Source organism: Ruegeria sp. AD11(2025) (assembly GCF_056542405.1).
In genome coordinates, this window is the sequence record NZ_JBQFZU010000001.1 from 175,044 (window position 1) to 192,248 (window position 17,205).

The 17,205-nt window shown below is 57.4% G+C and carries 15 protein-coding genes and 2 tRNA genes; 13 read left to right on the plus strand and 4 right to left on the minus strand.

Going from position 1 to position 17,205, the window contains the following annotated elements; all coding sequences use genetic code 11:
• The first annotated feature begins 22 nt into the window (after window positions 1-22).
• From ACR1XY_RS00960 to ACR1XY_RS00970, 3 genes are all read left to right on the plus strand, one after another.
• The gene (locus tag ACR1XY_RS00960; RefSeq protein WP_480589222.1) at window positions 23-1,702 is read left to right on the plus strand and encodes a BCCT family transporter; all 1,680 of its coding nucleotides are present in this window, start codon (window positions 23-25) and stop codon (window positions 1,700-1,702) included.
• Between the two features lie 492 nt (window positions 1,703-2,194).
• Window positions 2,195-2,530 (plus strand): hypothetical protein, encoded by a 336-nt coding sequence (locus ACR1XY_RS00965; protein ID WP_480589224.1) that lies wholly within the window; start codon window positions 2,195-2,197, stop codon window positions 2,528-2,530.
• A gap of 180 nt (window positions 2,531-2,710) precedes the next feature.
• Complete coding sequence (locus tag ACR1XY_RS00970; protein WP_480589226.1) at window positions 2,711-3,010, plus strand: hypothetical protein; 300 nt, start codon at window positions 2,711-2,713, stop codon at window positions 3,008-3,010.
• A 568-nt stretch (window positions 3,011-3,578) separates the two neighbouring features.
• On the opposite strand, the gene ACR1XY_RS00975 is transcribed toward ACR1XY_RS00970, so the two are convergent.
• Window positions 3,579-3,764 carry a hypothetical protein gene (locus tag ACR1XY_RS00975; protein ID WP_480589228.1) on the minus strand — a complete coding sequence of 62 codons (186 nt, stop codon included), beginning with the start codon at window positions 3,762-3,764 and terminating at the stop codon, window positions 3,579-3,581.
• A gap of 330 nt (window positions 3,765-4,094) precedes the next feature.
• Here ACR1XY_RS00975 and ACR1XY_RS00980 point away from each other — a divergent pair, with 330 nt between their 5' ends.
• The 7 genes from ACR1XY_RS00980 (at window position 4,095) to ACR1XY_RS01010 (ending at window position 11,812) form a co-directional block, all read left to right on the plus strand.
• A complete protein-coding gene (locus ACR1XY_RS00980; protein WP_480589230.1) occupies window positions 4,095-5,111 on the plus strand; it encodes a GlxA family transcriptional regulator in 1,017 nt (338 codons plus the stop codon).
• A gap of 131 nt (window positions 5,112-5,242) precedes the next feature.
• Window positions 5,243-6,382, plus strand: coding sequence for an aromatic ring-hydroxylating oxygenase subunit alpha (locus ACR1XY_RS00985; RefSeq protein ID WP_480589232.1), 1,140 nt, complete (start codon window positions 5,243-5,245; stop codon window positions 6,380-6,382).
• Window positions 6,379-7,914 carry a choline-sulfatase gene (betC, locus tag ACR1XY_RS00990; protein ID WP_480589234.1) on the plus strand — a complete coding sequence of 512 codons (1,536 nt, stop codon included), beginning with the start codon at window positions 6,379-6,381 and terminating at the stop codon, window positions 7,912-7,914. Before ACR1XY_RS00985 ends, betC begins: the two co-directional genes overlap by 4 nt.
• On the plus strand, window positions 7,911-8,702 hold the full coding sequence (locus tag ACR1XY_RS00995) for an SDR family NAD(P)-dependent oxidoreductase (RefSeq protein ID WP_480589236.1): 792 nt from the start codon (window positions 7,911-7,913) through the stop codon (window positions 8,700-8,702). The genes betC and ACR1XY_RS00995 overlap by 4 nt, the downstream gene beginning before the upstream one ends.
• Before the next feature lie 25 nt (window positions 8,703-8,727).
• A complete protein-coding gene (locus tag ACR1XY_RS01000) occupies window positions 8,728-10,146 on the plus strand; it encodes a gamma-aminobutyraldehyde dehydrogenase (RefSeq protein WP_480589238.1) in 1,419 nt (472 codons plus the stop codon).
• On the plus strand, window positions 10,146-10,886 hold the full coding sequence (locus tag ACR1XY_RS01005) for an SDR family NAD(P)-dependent oxidoreductase (RefSeq protein WP_480589240.1): 741 nt from the start codon (window positions 10,146-10,148) through the stop codon (window positions 10,884-10,886). The genes ACR1XY_RS01000 and ACR1XY_RS01005 overlap by 1 nt, the downstream gene beginning before the upstream one ends.
• The gene (locus ACR1XY_RS01010) at window positions 10,886-11,812 is read left to right on the plus strand and encodes a 3-hydroxyacyl-CoA dehydrogenase NAD-binding domain-containing protein (RefSeq protein ID WP_480589242.1); all 927 of its coding nucleotides are present in this window, start codon (window positions 10,886-10,888) and stop codon (window positions 11,810-11,812) included. Before ACR1XY_RS01005 ends, ACR1XY_RS01010 begins: the two co-directional genes overlap by 1 nt.
• 11 nt (window positions 11,813-11,823) lie before the next feature.
• On the opposite strand, the gene ACR1XY_RS01015 is transcribed toward ACR1XY_RS01010, so the two are convergent.
• Window positions 11,824-13,143 (minus strand): ATP-binding protein, encoded by a 1,320-nt coding sequence (locus tag ACR1XY_RS01015; RefSeq protein ID WP_480589244.1) that lies wholly within the window; start codon window positions 13,141-13,143, stop codon window positions 11,824-11,826.
• Window positions 13,144-13,187: 44 nt separating this feature from the next.
• On the opposite strand from ACR1XY_RS01015, the gene ACR1XY_RS01020 reads away from it, so the two are divergent.
• Both ACR1XY_RS01020 and ACR1XY_RS01025 read left to right on the plus strand, forming a co-directional pair.
• On the plus strand, window positions 13,188-14,102 hold the full coding sequence (locus tag ACR1XY_RS01020; RefSeq protein WP_480589246.1) for an MBL fold metallo-hydrolase: 915 nt from the start codon (window positions 13,188-13,190) through the stop codon (window positions 14,100-14,102).
• A 77-nt stretch (window positions 14,103-14,179) separates the two neighbouring features.
• Window positions 14,180-14,254 (plus strand) — tRNA-Asn (locus ACR1XY_RS01025).
• Between the two features lie 214 nt (window positions 14,255-14,468).
• On the opposite strand, the gene ACR1XY_RS01030 is transcribed toward ACR1XY_RS01025, so the two are convergent.
• Window positions 14,469-15,068, minus strand: coding sequence for a hypothetical protein (locus tag ACR1XY_RS01030; RefSeq protein ID WP_480589249.1), 600 nt, complete (start codon window positions 15,066-15,068; stop codon window positions 14,469-14,471).
• Window positions 15,069-15,419: 351 nt separating this feature from the next.
• Between ACR1XY_RS01030 and ACR1XY_RS01035 the strand changes: the two genes are divergently transcribed.
• Window positions 15,420-15,494: transfer RNA gene (locus ACR1XY_RS01035), tRNA-Asn, on the plus strand.
• A 19-nt stretch (window positions 15,495-15,513) separates the two neighbouring features.
• Here the strand turns inward: ACR1XY_RS01035 and ACR1XY_RS01040 are convergent.
• Complete coding sequence (locus ACR1XY_RS01040; RefSeq protein WP_480589251.1) at window positions 15,514-17,133, minus strand: long-chain-fatty-acid--CoA ligase; 1,620 nt, start codon at window positions 17,131-17,133, stop codon at window positions 15,514-15,516.
• Window positions 17,134-17,205 lie beyond the last annotated feature (72 nt).

Consider the following 17,205-nt stretch of genomic DNA (forward strand, 5'->3'; position numbering starts at 1 on the left):
TAAAAACAGGGAGAAGTTGATTATGGCAATAAAGCCACCTCTTTCAGAGCTTCCGATTAAGACCGCTGATAACGGTTTTTATCGGGGGTTCAGCGTCAACGTCACGGTGATCAGTAAGATCATCATCAGTTTGCTGGTAGTCTGGTGCATCGTGTGGCCAACCCAGGCAGGCAGGATCCTCGGCGACTGGAACGCAGCCATTCTGGCTCAGTTTGCTGCATGGTACATCTGGGTCGTAACCGGGTTTGTTATCGTCTGTATTGGTTTGGCCATCTGGCCAGCCGCAGGACGTTTGAACCTGGGTGTTGACGGTGAAAAGCCGGAATTCTCAAATTTCTCATGGTTTTCGATGATGTTCGGTGCAGGTATCGGTGTTGGAATGTTGACCTGGGCCGTTGCGGAACCTGTCGCGCATTTCAAGAACAACCCATCGGTTATTCAGGGAGTCACCACAGCCTTAGATGCAGACAACGTGCGTACCGCTTACGTCTGGTCCTACTTGCATTGGGGCTTGGGCGCCTGGGCGTGCTACGCGATTGCAGGTCTGGCACTGGCGTTCTTCAGCTATCGCCGTGGGCTACCGCTGACGATCCGCTCATCCCTGACACCGCTTTTTGGCAAGGCACTTTCGGGAAATCTTGGGCACCTGATCGATATCGTTGCCGTTGTTGCCACGATCCTCGGTGTGGCGCAGACACTTGGCTTCGGTGTCGAGCAATTTGTGGCGGGTCTGACACGTATCGGCATTGGCGGTCTGGCAAATACGGACGGTTCAGCCACAACTCTAGGCATCGTAGTCGCCCTACTGGTCATTATGGGGGCTTCGACGATGTCGGCTTTGTCCGGTGTGGGTAAGGGCATCAAGTGGCTTTCGAACATCAACATGGCATTGTCGATCTTCCTTTTGAGTTTCTTCATCCTGTTCGGGGCGACATTCTTTGGTGCCAAGGCCTTTTTTGTCGGCATCTGGGATTACCTGATTGCTTTGCCCTGGCTCAGCTTCAACGTCTATGCATCAGATGGCGTCGAAGGGTCCGAATCTTTCCTGCTGGCACAATGGCAGGGCTGGTGGCCAGTGTTTTACTGGGCGTGGTGGATTGCGTTTGCTCCGTTCGTGGGGCTGTTCCTGGCGCGTATCTCGCGCGGTCGTTCCATCCGTGAGTTTGTTCTGGGCGCAATGATCGTGCCCTCGCTGATGTGCTTTGTCTGGTTCGCATGGGCTGGAGGCACCGCCATCGACCTTGAGCTGAACGGAAACGCGAATGGTGTGATCCTTGATGCAGCCAATGGTGACAAGATCTTTGCCATGACCACGTACATGCTCGCGCCGATAGCGGAGTTCCTTGCATGGGCAATGGCGGTAGTGATCGTGATCCTGTTGATGACGTTCCTTGTCACCTCGGCTGACTCGGCTGTGCTAATCGTGAATACGATCAATGCGGCTGGTGACGAAGGTCCCAAGGCTCGTCCGCATATCATGTTCTGGGGTGCTGCTCTGGCATTGGTGGTTGGTGGCTTGCTGATCTCAGGCGGAACAGGAGCAATCCAAACTGCGATGGTCATCGGGGCGCTGCCATTCTCAATTGTCATGGCGCTAATGTGCATCGCGTTGATCAAAGCGATCTGGAACGATGGGCGCCGCGAAGCCGCCGGCGTCGCATCAACTATTGATCCAGAAACATCGACGATGCCAGCCGAATAATTTTCGTGTATCCAACTGTGACCCCAGGTCAAAACTGGGGTCACGAATAGGATAAAGACATTTGCAGAAATTTACCGAAAATACGAGTTCAAGCGCGGCATACTGACGGCTAAATTATAGTCGAAAACGTTCCGCGGACCGAAGTTTGCAAAGCCTGCTTTGTGCAAAGCTGCAATCGATGATGGTAGATGCTGCAAACGCAGCGAATGGCGGCGTGACGGCCAGTCGCTAAATGCACCCGTTTCAAGGGGAGCGACTCTGGCAACCTTCCCGACCGCGTCACTCATTCTTGCAAGTTATTCTCTGGCAAATTTGGCCGACTTTTCCGAGGATGAATCGGAATTTCTGCCAACCTCGGTGTCCCAATGACATCGAAAGTTGCCTATTTCTTTTCTTCTCAACACCTCTTCAAGGAAAAACATTTTAAATTTGTCCTGCATGGGTGTTTCTTCCATGAGTCTTTCCCCCTGTGACACTGAAGGAGACGAACGAATGAAACCTCCCGATAACAGCCTCGGACAGCTACTGCCCATCAGCAGGATTGAGTTCTGTGAATGGGCAGCTCGGCAGGACGTCGACCATTGTGTCGAGTGGCCGTTCGCAACCTTTCTCAATGGCTACGGACACATCAAAAACATAGGTGAGGGAACCACGGCTCATAGAGTGGTTCTGATCATGACATCAGGAAACTCACTATCGCCCGATCACATCACAGCACACGAGCCAGTAGTTTTTCACAACAGGTTGCGCGTGAACCCGAAACACCTGCGTTGGGCGACCACAAAAGAAAACTCAGATGACCGGCTGTTAGACGCAACTGTAATTTGAGGCAAAGACGTACTGACTGGTGTATCCGAGACTCCGAGCGAACAGTGCCGCACGTATGTCTATCAGTACAACAAAGGACGTCAAAAGCAGGTCCATCTCGGAGTATTCGAAACCGCTGATAAGGCAGCCGAAGTTGTAACAGCAGCCACGCGTGAAGATTCGTTAGCAAAGGAGCCAATCGTGCTGACAGTTAATGACAGCGACAAAATTTGCTCAGAATGCGGCGGTTCGAACAATGCTACGGCGGCTCGTTGGTGCCAGAAAGAACGAACGAGCCAGCACCTTACCAAGGAAGCAAGACGCGATCTCGTTGAGCTTCTCGCCGGGGATCCCGCTGGTACTGGTCCCGATCATTCCCGCGCGGTTCTGATCGACCTGATCGGCGCGGCAATCGTCAACAACAACGACATCGACGCCACGCCTGAGAGGCAGGCTGATGGTTCGATGAGGCAAAGGTGCAAGGTTAGCTCCGCGGCGTAAGAAAGGGCCCATCGTCCATCCTGCCTCACTTGGGTGCACCCAGCTATGAAATCGACGTGTTGCAGGGCCAAGAGTTGGGCAACGACGAAACCAAGCTCTACATAGAGGAAGCGGAGCGGAGAGCCATCGCATCAAGCCTTGGCAAGTGCATGTCGAGGCTCAAATGGTGAAAACAATTACCCCATGCCGAAAGTTCTAGTTACCTAATGCTCGCCAAAACCCCTTGTTTTTATATTTCTTTTTGACCTGCTCGCAGTCCCTACGGGCGTACCAAAACCGCAATGATCTAAAAAAAAAATGCGCACAATCTTCTCAGAACCCCGCTGTGATTTCCAATGGAGTTGAAGATAAATGCTCCGAGGTTCCGATTGTCTTTGCCCGATTCCGGTTCAAGCTGCCCCGGCGGTGGAAATGGCACCGGCAGTTCTTGGTGCTCAGACCATTCCGCGCAAACAGCCCCCCTTTTTAGTTTTGGCTACGGAATCTGACCTTTCCTCAGGTTGCGGCCTCATGCTTCTGGATAGGAGAAAGCTAAAGCCAAGCGGCACGCGCTCCTACCTAGGGCACGTCAAACCAAAATCAGGATGAGGTACGCAGATAAAGCTGCGAGCAATGCCAGCAGTCCTGCCGTTGCTGGACTTGTATCGGACCGCTTCTGCTCATGAAGAACGCCAGCGATGAAGGAGAGGAACGTCGATGCGCCGATTAAACCAAGCGCGACTATTTTCAACAAAACCGCAAAAGCAACACTCATCTTACTCCCCCCTACCGCAATAAATCTCACGTTGATCCTTTGATAGCTAGCAATTTGTTAAAAATATGTTTTTTCTTCCCGGCACCTACTTGGCCTTACGTTATTTCAAGGTTCACACGTTGCCTGCATTTTCTGGCACTTCAACCCCGGCCCGTCACCTACAAGAGCTTAGCCACTTGGTCTGATAGTCATCTCACCAGCCGACTTGTTCCGAACAATGTCGATCCGTTGCTTTCGGCCAGTCCATCCAAACACCTACTTCTCACCTTGCTTCGTTTCCGGATTCGTTTTCTTCTGCATCCCCGAGGCTGATTGTGAGGTCACATCGACATGGTAGGAAAAAACCAGCCCGCGACCCGTCTTGTTGTCTTCGTCGCCCCCAGCTTCAATATGTCGGCCACAATGGGATTTATTGATCCGTTCCGCGCCGCCAATTACCTGGACGGTCGCTCTTATTTCAGATGGGAATTCGTATCGGAAACCGGAGGGATTTGTGTTTCCAGCAATGGGGCTGGGATTGATACGCAAGCGCTGCGCGATCTCGACCCTGCCGCACCCGACCTTGCCATTATCTCGACCAGTTGGAACCCTGAAAAGCATCTGACTGACAAACTCGGTAGCGTTTTGCGCCAATGGGCGCGGTCTGGCACCACGTTGGGCGCGTTAGACACGGGGGCCTTTGTTCTGGCGCAGGCTGGGTTACTGAACGGGCGACGCGCGACGGTCCATTACGAACATATCGACGCCTTTCAGGAGCTTTACCCAGACATTGAAGTGGTCGAAAACCTCTATGCCCTGGATGGCAACCGGATTACCTGCTGTGGTGGTGGAGCTTCGGTGGATTTCGCGCTGCAGATTGTTCAGGGAATCCATGGCAGCGCGCAGGCCAATGCCGCCGCGCGGTATATCTTCCATGACCGCCTCCGAGGCCCAGCCGCCATGCAGCAGCCCGAAGGCAGCGAGCCGCTGGGGGCGCAGGTTCCAGCCACCCTGAAGACCGCCATTCAGGTGATGGAGTCGCATCTGGAAGACCCCCTGCCGATACCCGAAATTTGCGAAAAATCCGCTGTCTCGCATCGCCAACTCGACCGGCTGTTCGCCACCTATATCAAGAAGACACCGGCCCTGTATTACCGCGACATCCGGCTGGACCGGGCGCGTGGGTTGGTGACCCAGACCGAGTTACCGATTGCTCAGGTCGCTATGGCGTCAGGCTTTGCCAGCCAGGTCCATTTCAGCCGCTCTTACAAGGATCGCTTCGGTCTATCGCCCAGTCAGGACCGGACCGAAGGTCGTATTCCGTTCGAATACCGCGCTTGGCCGATGCACCGGAAGCCCAAAACCTGAACCAACCGTGTGGCGTAAATAGTTAACTAGATGGCGTAAAAAGTTAAGCTTACCTGCGCGGTTTGGAGGAACATAGCTTTAGCAAGCCAACCCTCCGGGCCAAACCCGGACGCGTTACGTGGAGCACAAAAATGAGCGCGCTGCCGTCCAAAGAGCAATTCGACCGGATATCCGACGGGTTCAGCCCCGACCCGTTCAACACCCAATCCCTGAAGGCCGAGGCCTATGTAGACCCAGCCTGGCATCAGGTGGACCTGAACGAAATCCTGGCCAAGACATGGCAATGGGTTTGCCATGTCGAAAAGCTGCGCGCGCCGGGGTCCTATGTGACGACTGAAATCGCAAACCGCCCCGTTGCCGTGGTGCGCGACCGCGAAGGCACGCTGCGCGCCTTCTACAACGTCTGCAAACACCGCGCCCATCATCTGTTGTCTGGTGAGGGTGAAACAACCCGCATAATGTGCCCCTACCACGCGTGGGTTTACAAGCTGGACGGTCAGTTGGTGCGCGCGCCCGAAACCGAGAGCCTGACCAACTTCAAAACCAAGGACATCTGCCTGGATCAGGTACAGGTCGAGGAATTTGCGGGCTTCATCTATGTCAACCTCGACCCCACCGCGCGGCCGTTGCGCGAGGTCTCGGGCAATTTGGAAACCGAAATCCGGCACTGGGCCCCGGATATCGAGAACCTGACCTTCGGCCACCGACTGACCTATGACATCAAGTCGAACTGGAAGAACGTCGTCGATAACTTCCTTGAATGCTATCACTGTCCGACCGCGCATAAGGACTTCTGCGATCTGGTCGACATGGACACCTACAAGGTGACCACCTACGGCATCTACTCCAGCCATATGGCCGAGGCAGGCAAAGGCGCAAACACAGCCTATGACGTTTCGAACGCGACCGTGCGTACCCATGCAGTCTGGTGGTTGTGGCCCACAACATGCCTGATGCGCTATCCGGGACGGTCGTCGATGATCGTGCTGAACATCATCCCGATTGGACCTGATCGTACACTGGAAACCTACGACTTTTTTCTTGAAACCCCGGAACCCGATGAGATGGAGCTGGAGGCTGTCCGCTACCTCGACGAGGTTCTGCAACGCGAGGATATCGACATCGTCGAAAGCGTACAGCGCGGCATGAGCACACCTGCATTTACACAAGGCCGCATTGTGCATGACCCGAACGGATCGGGAAAATCAGAGCACGCGGTGCATCACTTTCACGGGCTGGTACTGGACGCCTACGCGCAGGCTGCACCGTGACACAACCGAATATCGTTGTGGTCATGGCCGACCAACTGGCACCGCATTTCTGCGGTGCTTACGGTCATCCGACGGTGAAAACGCCCCACATGGATGCACTGGCCGCGCGCGGGATGCGGTTCGACGCCGCCTATTGCAATTCTCCGCTCTGTGCACCGTCGCGCTTTGCCTTCATGTCGGGACAATTGATCAGCCGGATCGCGGCCTATGACAATGCCTGCGAGTTCCGCGCCTCGGTCCCCACCTTCGCGCATTACCTTCAGGCCCTGGGCTATCGCACCTGCTTGTCAGGCAAGATGCATTTCATCGGCCCGGATCAGAAACACGGGTTTCAGGACCGGGTGACCACCGACATCTACCCCTCGGATTTTGCCTGGACTCCGGATTGGGAAGCCCCGGACGAGCGTATCGACAAGTGGTATCACAACATGCAAACGGTCAAGGAAAGCGGTGAGGCCATCGCCACCTTCCAGACCGATTACGATGATGAGGTCGAATTTGCCGCCCGCCGCTGGTTGATCGATCGCGGGCGCGACCGGGCCGTCGGAGATGAATCGCCATTCTGTCTGGTCGCCAGTTTCATCCACCCGCATGATCCATACGTGGCCAAACCGGAATGGTGGAACTTCTATTCAGACGACGACGTACCGTTGCCGGAATTCACCCTGACGCCCGAAGAACAGGACCCGTTTTCGCGCCGGGTAATGGACGGGATCGAAGCAAGTTATGTCCCTCTGACCGAAGAGGAAATCCGCCGCGCCCGTCGCGCCTATCTGGCCAATGTCAGCTATTTCGACAGCAAGCTGGGCGCGATGGTGAAGACGCTGAGCGATATCGGAGAGCTGGACAACACCATCGTCATCGTCACTGCCGACCACGGCGACATGCTGGGCGAGCGCGGGCTGTGGTACAAGATGAACTTTTTCGAACACTCTGCCCGCGTGCCGCTGATCATGGCCGGTCCGGGTGTCGCGCAGGGCACCGCATCGAACGCCTGTTCTCTGATCGACATGCTGCCGACCTTCGTGGAAATCGCCGGAGGCAGCGACGCTGCGTTCGGCGAGCCCGTGGACGGTCGCTCCCTGATGCCGTTGGCGCGCGGAGAGGCTGACTCAATCGATGAAGCCATTGGCGAGTACTGCGCCGAGATGACCCCCTACCCGGTATTCATGATCCGCAGCGGGTCATTGAAATATATCCATTGCGATCCTGACCCTCCGCAACTCTATGATCTGGCCATTGATCCGCTGGAAAAAGTGAACCGGGCGCGAGACCCGGATTACGCCGACCAAGTGGCGCAGTTTGCGGCGCGCGTCTCACAGCGTTGGGATAGCGAGAAGCTGCGGGCGGATGTGATTGCCACACAAAAATCCCGCCGCGCCCTGCATGCGGCTATGGAAGCCAACCCGGTTGAGAGCTGGGACTACAACCCGCCACGCGACGCCTCGCAAGATTACGTACGCAACCACATGGACTGGACGGTTGCGGCGACACGCTATCGCTACCCGCCTTTGAAGGAGGCCAAGGAATGATGCTGAAAGGCAAAACCGCTCTGGTCACCGGCGGGCGCGGTGGAATCGGCCGCGCTATCGTCGCCCGGTTTCTGCGCGAAGGGGCACGGGTCTATGCCGCCGACCTGAAGCCTGAAGGGTCTCTGGCCGCGCATGACGACGACGGCAGCATCTTTGTCAAACTTGATGTGACACTGGAAGCGGATGCTATTGCGGCTATGGAGCAGGTCGCACAGGACGCGGGCCAATTGGACATTCTGGTCAACGCAGCAGGGATCGAGATTGAGAAGACGATCGAGGAAACAACACTAGAAGAATGGAACCTGTCCTTTGCGGTCAATGTCACCGGCACGTTTCTGACTTCGAAACACGCGCTGCCGTTGATGCGGAAGGCGGCTAAGGGCGGCACGGCCTCGATCATCAATTTCGGCAGCTATGACGGCTTTATCGCGGACCCCGGCCTTGCCGCCTATTGCGCGACCAAGGGGGCGGTTCATGCGTTGACCAAAGCGATGGCCTGCGATCACGGCCCCGAAGGGATTCGCGTGAACGCCATCTGCCCCGGCTATGTCGATACCCCAATGTTGCAGAGCTTTTTTACCGGCGACGGTTCGGGTGGCGGTGGCAAAACCATCGATCAATTGCAGCAAGCCGTGCGCGATGTGCATCCAATGCGCACGTATGGAACGCCGGAAGACATAGCGAACTTAGTCAACTGGTTGGCCTCTGACGAATCCCGTTACGCCAGCGGCCAGCTATGGGTTTTGGACGGCGGGCTGAGCGCGCAGGTTCAGCAGATGAAGCTATGAGAAATCCGGGCCGATGGGGGAAGACATGCAGACAAATATGCTGATAAACGGAGAGATGGTCACCGGCAATGGCGACCCCTTCCCGGTTTTGGATCCGACGACCGGAGAAACCGTCGCGCAGGTGCCCGAAGCCACGCCGGAACAGGTTGAGGCTGCAACACGTGCGGCGCACGAGGCATTTGAAACCTATCGCCTGAGCACTCCCTCTGAACGGGCCGGGTATCTCAACGCGATTGCTGATGTGATTGAAGAGAACATCGAGGAACTGGCCGAGCTGGAAACGCTGGATGTCGGCAAGCCCTGGCCGATGGCCCGGGACGAGGAAATGCCGCTGACCATCGACACGTTTCGGTTCATGGCCGGTGCCGCGCGCACCATGACCGGATCGGTGGCCGGGGAATATGCGGCGGGCCATACCTCAATGATCCGCAAGGATCCGATTGGTCCTGTCGCCTCAATCGCGCCGTGGAACTATCCGCTGATGATGGCCGCGTGGAAAATCGCGGCCCCACTGGCCGCGGGCTGCACCATCGTCATGAAGCCCTCCGAGATTACCCCTCTGGCAACGTTTCGGCTGGCCGAACTGCTGGCCGATGTGCTGCCCAAAGGTGTGCTGAATGTTGTGCATGGCCGGGGGTCGTCGGTCGGGGACAAGCTGATCAACGACCCGCAGATCGAGGGCATTTCGATCACCGGCTCGCCCGCCACCGGAATGGCGGCGATGCGGGCGGCCTCGAACCAGATCCGCCATGTGCATCTGGAGCTTGGAGGCAAAGCCCCGGTCATCGTGTTCGACGATGCCGATATCGACGCGGTGGCGGAAACGATCCGTTATGGCTCGTTCTTCAATGCGGGTCAGGACTGTGCCCAACCCTGCCGTGTGATGGTGCAGGACAGGGTTTACGACAAGCTTGTCGCCGCCGTCTCGGATCAGGTCAGCCAGATCAGGATCGGCGCCCCCAAGGCCGACGGCACCGAAATGGGCCCCATCGTATCGGCCGCCCAAAGGGACCGCGTTGCGGGGTTCGTTGACCGCGCCCGCTGCAATTGCGAGATAGCGTTCGGTGGACAGGCCGCAGACGGCCCCGGATTTTTCTACCAGCCGACCGTTGTCGCCAATGTCGACAATGACGCCGAGATCGCGTGCAGCGAAGTCTTTGGCCCCGTCGTCACTCTGTCGCGCTTCTCCGAAGCAGAAGACGCCCTGCGGATCGCCAATGCCGGGCGCTATGGTCTGGCCTCGTCGGTCTGGACCAAGAATGTGTCGACAGCGATGAAAATGACCGCCCAGCTGCGCTATGGCATGACCTGGGTGAACACGCACGGGATGCCAGCAGCGGAAATGCCTTGGGCCGCGATGAAGGGCTCGGGAACCGGATGCGACATGTCGGTTTATGCGCTGGATGCCTATACATCCGTGCGGCATGTGATGGTGGCGCACTGATGCGGCTGGTTGGGAAAAGAGCACTGGTGACCGGTGGCCGCCAGGGCATTGGGCGCGGGATTGTCGAAGCCTTCCTGCGCGAAGGTGCGGCCGTCACGACCTGCGGACGTGGGCCAAGGCCCGATGGGTTGGCGGACAGCGTGATCTGGTATCCGTTGGACGTCACCGACGCAGCCGCTGTCGAAGAACTGGCCAACACGACAGACGGTACAGATATCCTAGTCAACAACGCAGGCGTTCAGATTGAAAAGTCCGTCACCGACAGCACGGACGCCGATTGGGATGTGGTGATCGGCACCAATTGCCGGGGCGTGTTCAACATGTGCCGCGCCTACATCCCCCGAATGCCCGAAGGTGCGTCGATCATCAATATCGGCTCAATTTCAGGTCAGGTCGCCGACCCGTCGATGGCGCTGTACAACGCGTCCAAGGCGTTTGTGCATGGGCTGACCCGTTCGATTGCCGTGGACCACGGCCCCAGGATACGCTGCAACGCGATCTGCCCCGGATGGATCGAAACGGGGATGCTGGATGCTGGTTTTGATCAGGCGACCCATCCCGAGGCCGCGCGACAGGATGCTTTGGCCCGCCACGCCACGCGCCGCTTCGGCAAGCCCGAGGACATCGCCAGCATGGCGGTCTGGCTGTCCTCGGACGAAGCCGGATTTGCCACCGGCCAATTGTTCACTGTGGACGGGGGCCTGACGGCCGCCTCTCCCCTCAACCCGGGACTGTTCTGATGGAGTTCCCACACACGGCTTGTTTGGGTGGCGGCACCATCGGTGCCAGTTGGGCATCGCTGTTTCTTGCCTCGGGGCGCTCAGTAGCGATGTATGACACGGACCCGGACGTCGAACGGAAAGTGCGGACCTATATCGAAACCGCCTGGCCCACGATGACTCAGCTTGGGTTGGCTACCCAAGGCATGCCCGACGCCATCACGTTTCACACCAGCGCGGCCCAAGCGGTCGAAGGTGCGGCCTTCGTGCAGGAAAACGTCCCCGAACGCCTACCGATCAAACACGCCACCTTTGCCGACATTGAACCCGCTCTGGCCCCCGATGCCATTGTCGCCAGCTCTGCCTCGGGGCTGACACTCAGCCAGATGCAGCCGGGGTGGAAGGACCCTGCGCGATTCGTTCTGGGCCACCCGTTCAACCCACCGCATCTAATCCCTCTGGTCGAGGTTTTGGGCAACGAGCATACCGCCGATGGTGTAGTTGATGCGGCTGAGCGCTTCTATCAGGCGGTCGGCAAAACCACGATCCGTCTGCACAAAGAGGTGCCCGGCCATGTCGCCAACCGTCTTCAGGCCGCGATCTGGCGCGAGGCGATCAGCCTCGTGGTGTCTGGCGTCGCCTCGGTCGAGGACGTGGACAAGGCCGTCTGGGCCGGACCGGGTCTGCGATGGGCGGCCATGGGACCGACCATGCTGTTCAACCTCGGGGCGGGAGAAGGTGGGTTACAGGCTTTCTGCGACCATTTCACGGATACCTTCAACGGCTGGTGGGATGATTTGGGCCAAATCTATCTGACCGATGAGGTCACCCGCATTCTGACACAGGGTGTCGAGGCCGAAGCGGCGGGCAAGTCCCCGTCCGAACTGTCCAGGACAAGGGACGCCCTGATCGTTGCCATGCAAAAATCGGTTGCCGGATTGCGGTGACCGCCATGCCGTCAACGTCCGATGATGATATCCGCACAGAGGCCACCCAGCCGTTCGCTTTTGCTCAGGCGCAGCACGCCGCCATGGGCGCGCGCGATATCCGACACGATGGCAAGGCCCAGCCCGACACCGGTACCCTGATTCTGATTGCGCGCCGGATCAAGGCGCGAAAAGGGTTTCACCGCCTCGGATCGCTGGCTTGGAGGAATGCCCGGCCCGTCATCCTCGACCCGAATACGTATGGACTTCGGAGAAATCGACAGGCTGACATCGGCACGCTTGCCGTATCGCACAGCGTTCCCGATCAGGTTCTCAACCGCGCGCCGAATGGCGGTAGGGCGCAACATGGCCGTTCCTTCCCCGTCGACCGAGATCAGATCAGCTGCGTACCCCGCCCGCCCCGCATCTTTGACGATCTGTCGCAACAGGGCTTCGGGATCGACGGTTTCGGGCGATCCTTCTGCCGCCCCACGCGAAAACTCGAGGAAAGCGTCCAGCAGCAACTGCATCTCATCGACATCCTGTTGCAAGGGCGCGGCCTCATCCTCGGGCAGCATCGACAGGCCCAGTTTCAGACGGGTCAGCGGGGTTCTGAGATCGTGACTCACCCCTGACAGCATCATGGTGCGTTGCTCCATCTGGCGTTCGATACGGGCGCGCATATCCAGAAAGGCACTGCCCGCTGCGCGCACTTCGATGGCGCCGCCCGGTGAATAAGGCACCACCCGACCCCGGCCAAAGGCCTGCGCGGCCTCGGCCAGACGGGTGATCGGACGCAATTGATTGCGCATGTAGAGGAACGAAATTGAGGTCATGATGATCGCAAAAAACAGCATCGTAACGATCAACTGATGTGGTGCCACCGGGGAAAGGCGGCGGCGATCAAAGGTCAACTGCAACTGGCCAAGGTCGGTTTGCATATAGACGCGCGCCTCTTGCCCGCTGGGCAAAGCAACCGCAGCAAGGTCCGGCAACAAGGCGCGCAGATCCGCTTCGACCTGCGGTGCGATGAAATCGTACCAGCGGCGTCGCCCAACTGTCGGCTCTTCGTTGATGTCCAGAAAGCGCGCCTTCATATCCAGCGCCTGCAGATCGGGTCGGACAGCCGCCAACGCTTGTTGCTGCGTTTCGGTTGCATTCACCTCATCAACCACCAGCATCACCTCGCGCGAGGCCGCCCGGGTCATTTGCGCAGTGACATCTTCAAGATGCTTTTGCAGGAACGCGACACCTACCACCAAAAGCAGGACGACCACTGGCAGAACCAGTATCAGCGCAGCACGGGCATACAGGCTGCGCGGCATATAGGGTTTGAGCCATTGCGCGGACATGCGCTAAACCTAACGGGCTGTTACGACAAGAGAAAGAGCACAGAATGCAGGCCCCAGACGATTTCGACCCACCCGCCGGCCCAGCCGTTGAACTGCAACCGGGTTTGCGCCGCATTCTGGCCCCGAATCCGTCTCCTATGACCTATCGCGGGACCAATACCTATCTATTGGGAACCGGCGATCTGGCGGTGATAGACCCTGGGCCGCTCAATGATGCGCATCTGGAGGCGATTCTGGATGCCGTGCAGCCCCGCCAGCGCATCAGTCATATCATCGTCACCCACAGCCATCTGGACCACTCTCCGCTGGCGCGCCCACTGGCAGAGCGCACCGGCGCGCCTGTTCTGGCCTTTGGAGGCCCCGAGGCCGGTCGCAGCGCGGTAATGACCAAATTGGCCCAAGGCGGGTTGGCGGGCGGCGGCGAAGGTATCGACACCGCTTTCCGCCCGGATGTCGAGCTGCCCGACGGCGCGCAGATCACCGGCGATGGCTGGCAGCTTGAGGTAATTAACACCCCCGGGCACCTGGGCAACCACATCGCTTTGGGCTGGGGCAACGTCTGTTTCACCGGCGATCACGTCATGGGTTGGTCCAGCTCACTGGTCTCACCCCCGGACGGAGACCTGACAGATTTCATGGCCGCCTGCCATCGCCTGCGCTCGCGCGAATGGTCGGTGTTTCACTCCGGTCACGGCGCCCCGATTCCCGACCCCGCCGCTCGGCTGGACTGGCTGATCAATCACCGCCTGACGCGCGAGACACAGATTCTGTCGGCACTCGATGACCAACCCGGCACCGCACGTGATCTGGCCAAGCGCATCTATGTGGAAACTCCGGCCGCGCTGTTGCCAGCTGCTGAAAGAAACGTTTTCGCGCATCTGATTGATCTGCTTGGAAAATCAATGGTCGCCACGAATGGAGCGTTATCCGCCACGACCCGTTTTCACAGACAATCCTGAGGGCGCGGAACTTTTTTGGGAAAACGTCACATTCCCCTCTGGACGGCGAAAAACCGGGTTGTTATATGCGCCTCAGTTCCGGCGTAGCTCAGCGGTAGAGCAGTTGACTGTTAATCAATTGGTCGTAGGTTCGATCCCTACCGCCGGAGCCAATATCCCCAATTGGTGACTCGGTTTTTTGCGCAGAACACTAATGTGTTGCGCAGGGTTTGTTGGAGAAACAACCCGTAAACCGACCTTCTCTGATTCACGCATTTTGAGTATGAGTTCACTCTAATCAACTGGCGACACTCATGTGCGTTTCACGATAGCCTGCTTACTGGAAATACCTATTCAAATTCAGAAAAAAAGCCTGAGTTGAAAAACCTAAGGCATTGATAGTAAGCGAATAATATGGATCAACTTTTCAGCCGGAACCTGAAGAGGTTCTACTGTGAATATCGCCATACGACCTACAAGTTCGGGTTTATTAAGGAATTCCTCAGCAACTTGCATTCGCGGACGATCTCCGTAGTCGTCAAACAAAAGCGTTACGGGGCGTATAATATTGAATGCTGTAGCCAAGGCGCAACCGACTCGGAAACGACCATCGACCAGAACTACATCAGGGTGCTTGAACCCTTCGCTTTGCCAAATTGACAAAGGGTACCTTGGATACAGATCCGCCCTATCACGGTTTGCGGGAAAACCCCATTTTTTGGTTTGGCCGATATTTACCCACGAAATACTGACCTCAGTTCCTGAGTTAGGTGGGTTTTCCTGGAACCAACGTCGCATTTTGCGGGCCCATCTCCGGTCGCTTTCGACACTAAAAACAGTTTTTGCCTCCATCTCTCCGGCCACCACGGTTGAGCCGCCCGACCCGTATTCGAGGATGACAGAAGCCCCCTCGTAATGTTCGCGAAGGGCTTGTTGGGCCTCTTCAGGCATGGTCAAAACAGGTTTTTCAAGTTCGGCTGTTTTCAAGTCGTTCTCCAGTATTTCTTGGCAATTCACACCTGACGCCGGAATGCTAAGCGAATGGCAAGCCTTTAGTGTATTTATATTGCAAGTCCTCCCACCACAATGAACGCAACTGGAGTGTTTTTCAGGCCTATGCAGAGTGTCTTGGCGCCAAGGCGGTTGCTGGCCTGACAGGAAGCGGTCAAAGCCTCCTGGGGTGTTGAGTTATTCCAATACTCTAATCAACGTTTTCTTCGAATATGATCTCGAACGTGGCTGCAAGGTCGCAGATTTTCGACTAGGTGATTTTTCCAAAAAAATCTTGAGGACCTCTCTGGACGCCGCATAAACAGGTTGCTATACGGCGCGAACCGTTCCGGCGTAGCTCAGCGGTAGAGCAGTTGACTGTTAATCAATTGGTCGTAGGTTCGATCCCTACCGCCGGAGCCAAATCCCCATGTTTTTAAGATCAGCCCGTCAAGGCACCCTCGAAATCCGCACGTAGATTTCGTTTCAGAACCTTCCCCGTGGCGTTCAAGGGCAACGCATCGACAAACACCACCTTGTCCGGCACCTGCCAATTGGCGATCTTGCCGTCGTAGAACGCCAGAATCTCTTCTTCGGTCGGCTCTTCCCCTTCGGCTTTGACCGCGACCAACAGGGGGCGTTCGTCCCATTTCGGATGCGGTACACCTACCACGGCGGCCGTCGCCAGTTTGGGATGTGCGACGGCGATGTTTTCCAACTCAACCGAACTGATCCACTCACCCCCGGATTTGATGATGTCTTTCGAGCGGTCGCGGATGGACATGTACCCGTCGGGGTCCAGCGTGGCCACATCTCCGGTGGCGAACCAACCGTCCTGCAACAGCTCCTGATCCTGCATGTGGAAATAGCTGTCCAGCACCCAATACCCGCGCACCAGAAGATCGCCCTGAGTTTCGCCGTCATGCGGCAGGTCATTGCCACCGTCATCCACGATCTTCAACTCGACGCCGTAACATGGCCGCCCCTGGCTTTCCCTGAGCCTGTGTTGCTCATCCAGCGGCAGGTTTCGATGTTTGGCCAAGGGGTGGTTTGCGGTACCCAGCGGGCTCATCTCGCTCATGCCCCAGGCGTGGACGGTGTCTACGCCATAGGTTTCGCGGAAGGTTTCGATCATCGACGGCGGGCACGCGGCCCCGCCGATAACCGTGCGCTCAAGACTGGCAAGCGTAGTACCGGATTGCGCGGCATAGGCCAGCAATCCCTGCCAGATTGTCGGCACTCCCAAGGCCAGGGTGACACCATATTTGTCGATCAGCTTCACCAAAGCCTCACCATGCAAATCCGGCCCCGGCAGCACCATGCGCGAACCCGACATCGCGCAGGCATAGGGCGACCCCCAGGCATTCACATGGAACATCGGGACCACGGGCATCACCACGTCCATCGCCGAGAACCCGATCACGTCGCGGGTGTTCGACCCAAAGCTGTGCAGCACGGTCGAACGATGCGAATACAGCACTCCCTTGGGGTTCCCTGTCGTGCCTGAGGTGTAGCACAGGCTGGACGCGGTGTTTTCATCGAAGCTGGGCCATTCAAAGCCCGCATCGCCAGTTTCGATCAGGTCGTCATAGAATTGGATGCCGGGGATCTGGGCGACCGCGTCGTCATTCCGCGGCCCCATCAGGACGTAGTGTTGAACTTCGGTCAGATTCTCGTGCAATGCAGCAACAAGCGGAATGAAGGTCGCGTCAAAGAACAGCACCCGATCCTGCGCGTGGTTGATGATATAGGTCAGTTGCTCGGGAAACAGGCGCGGATTTACCGTATGGCAAACGAAACCTGCGCCCGATGTGGCAAAATAGATCTCCAGGTGCCGTCGGTTGTTCCAGGCCAGGGTTCCGATCCGGGCCTGTGGCTCTAACCCCAATGCGGTCAGCGCCGACGCCAGTTTTCGCGCGTTGTTCGCAACTTCTGTCCAGTTTGTCTCGGTCACCGTACCGTCGGTTTCAACCGAATAGATCTCGGTCTGACCATGGTATTTGTCGGCATGATTGATCAGCGACGAGATCAGCAAAGGCTGCGTCATCATCTGTCCCAGCATGGGCGTCCTCCCTTTGGTGGCCCCGCTTCTGTGTGGCGGAACCATTTATTGCCTGCGCCGGAGCTTACGAAT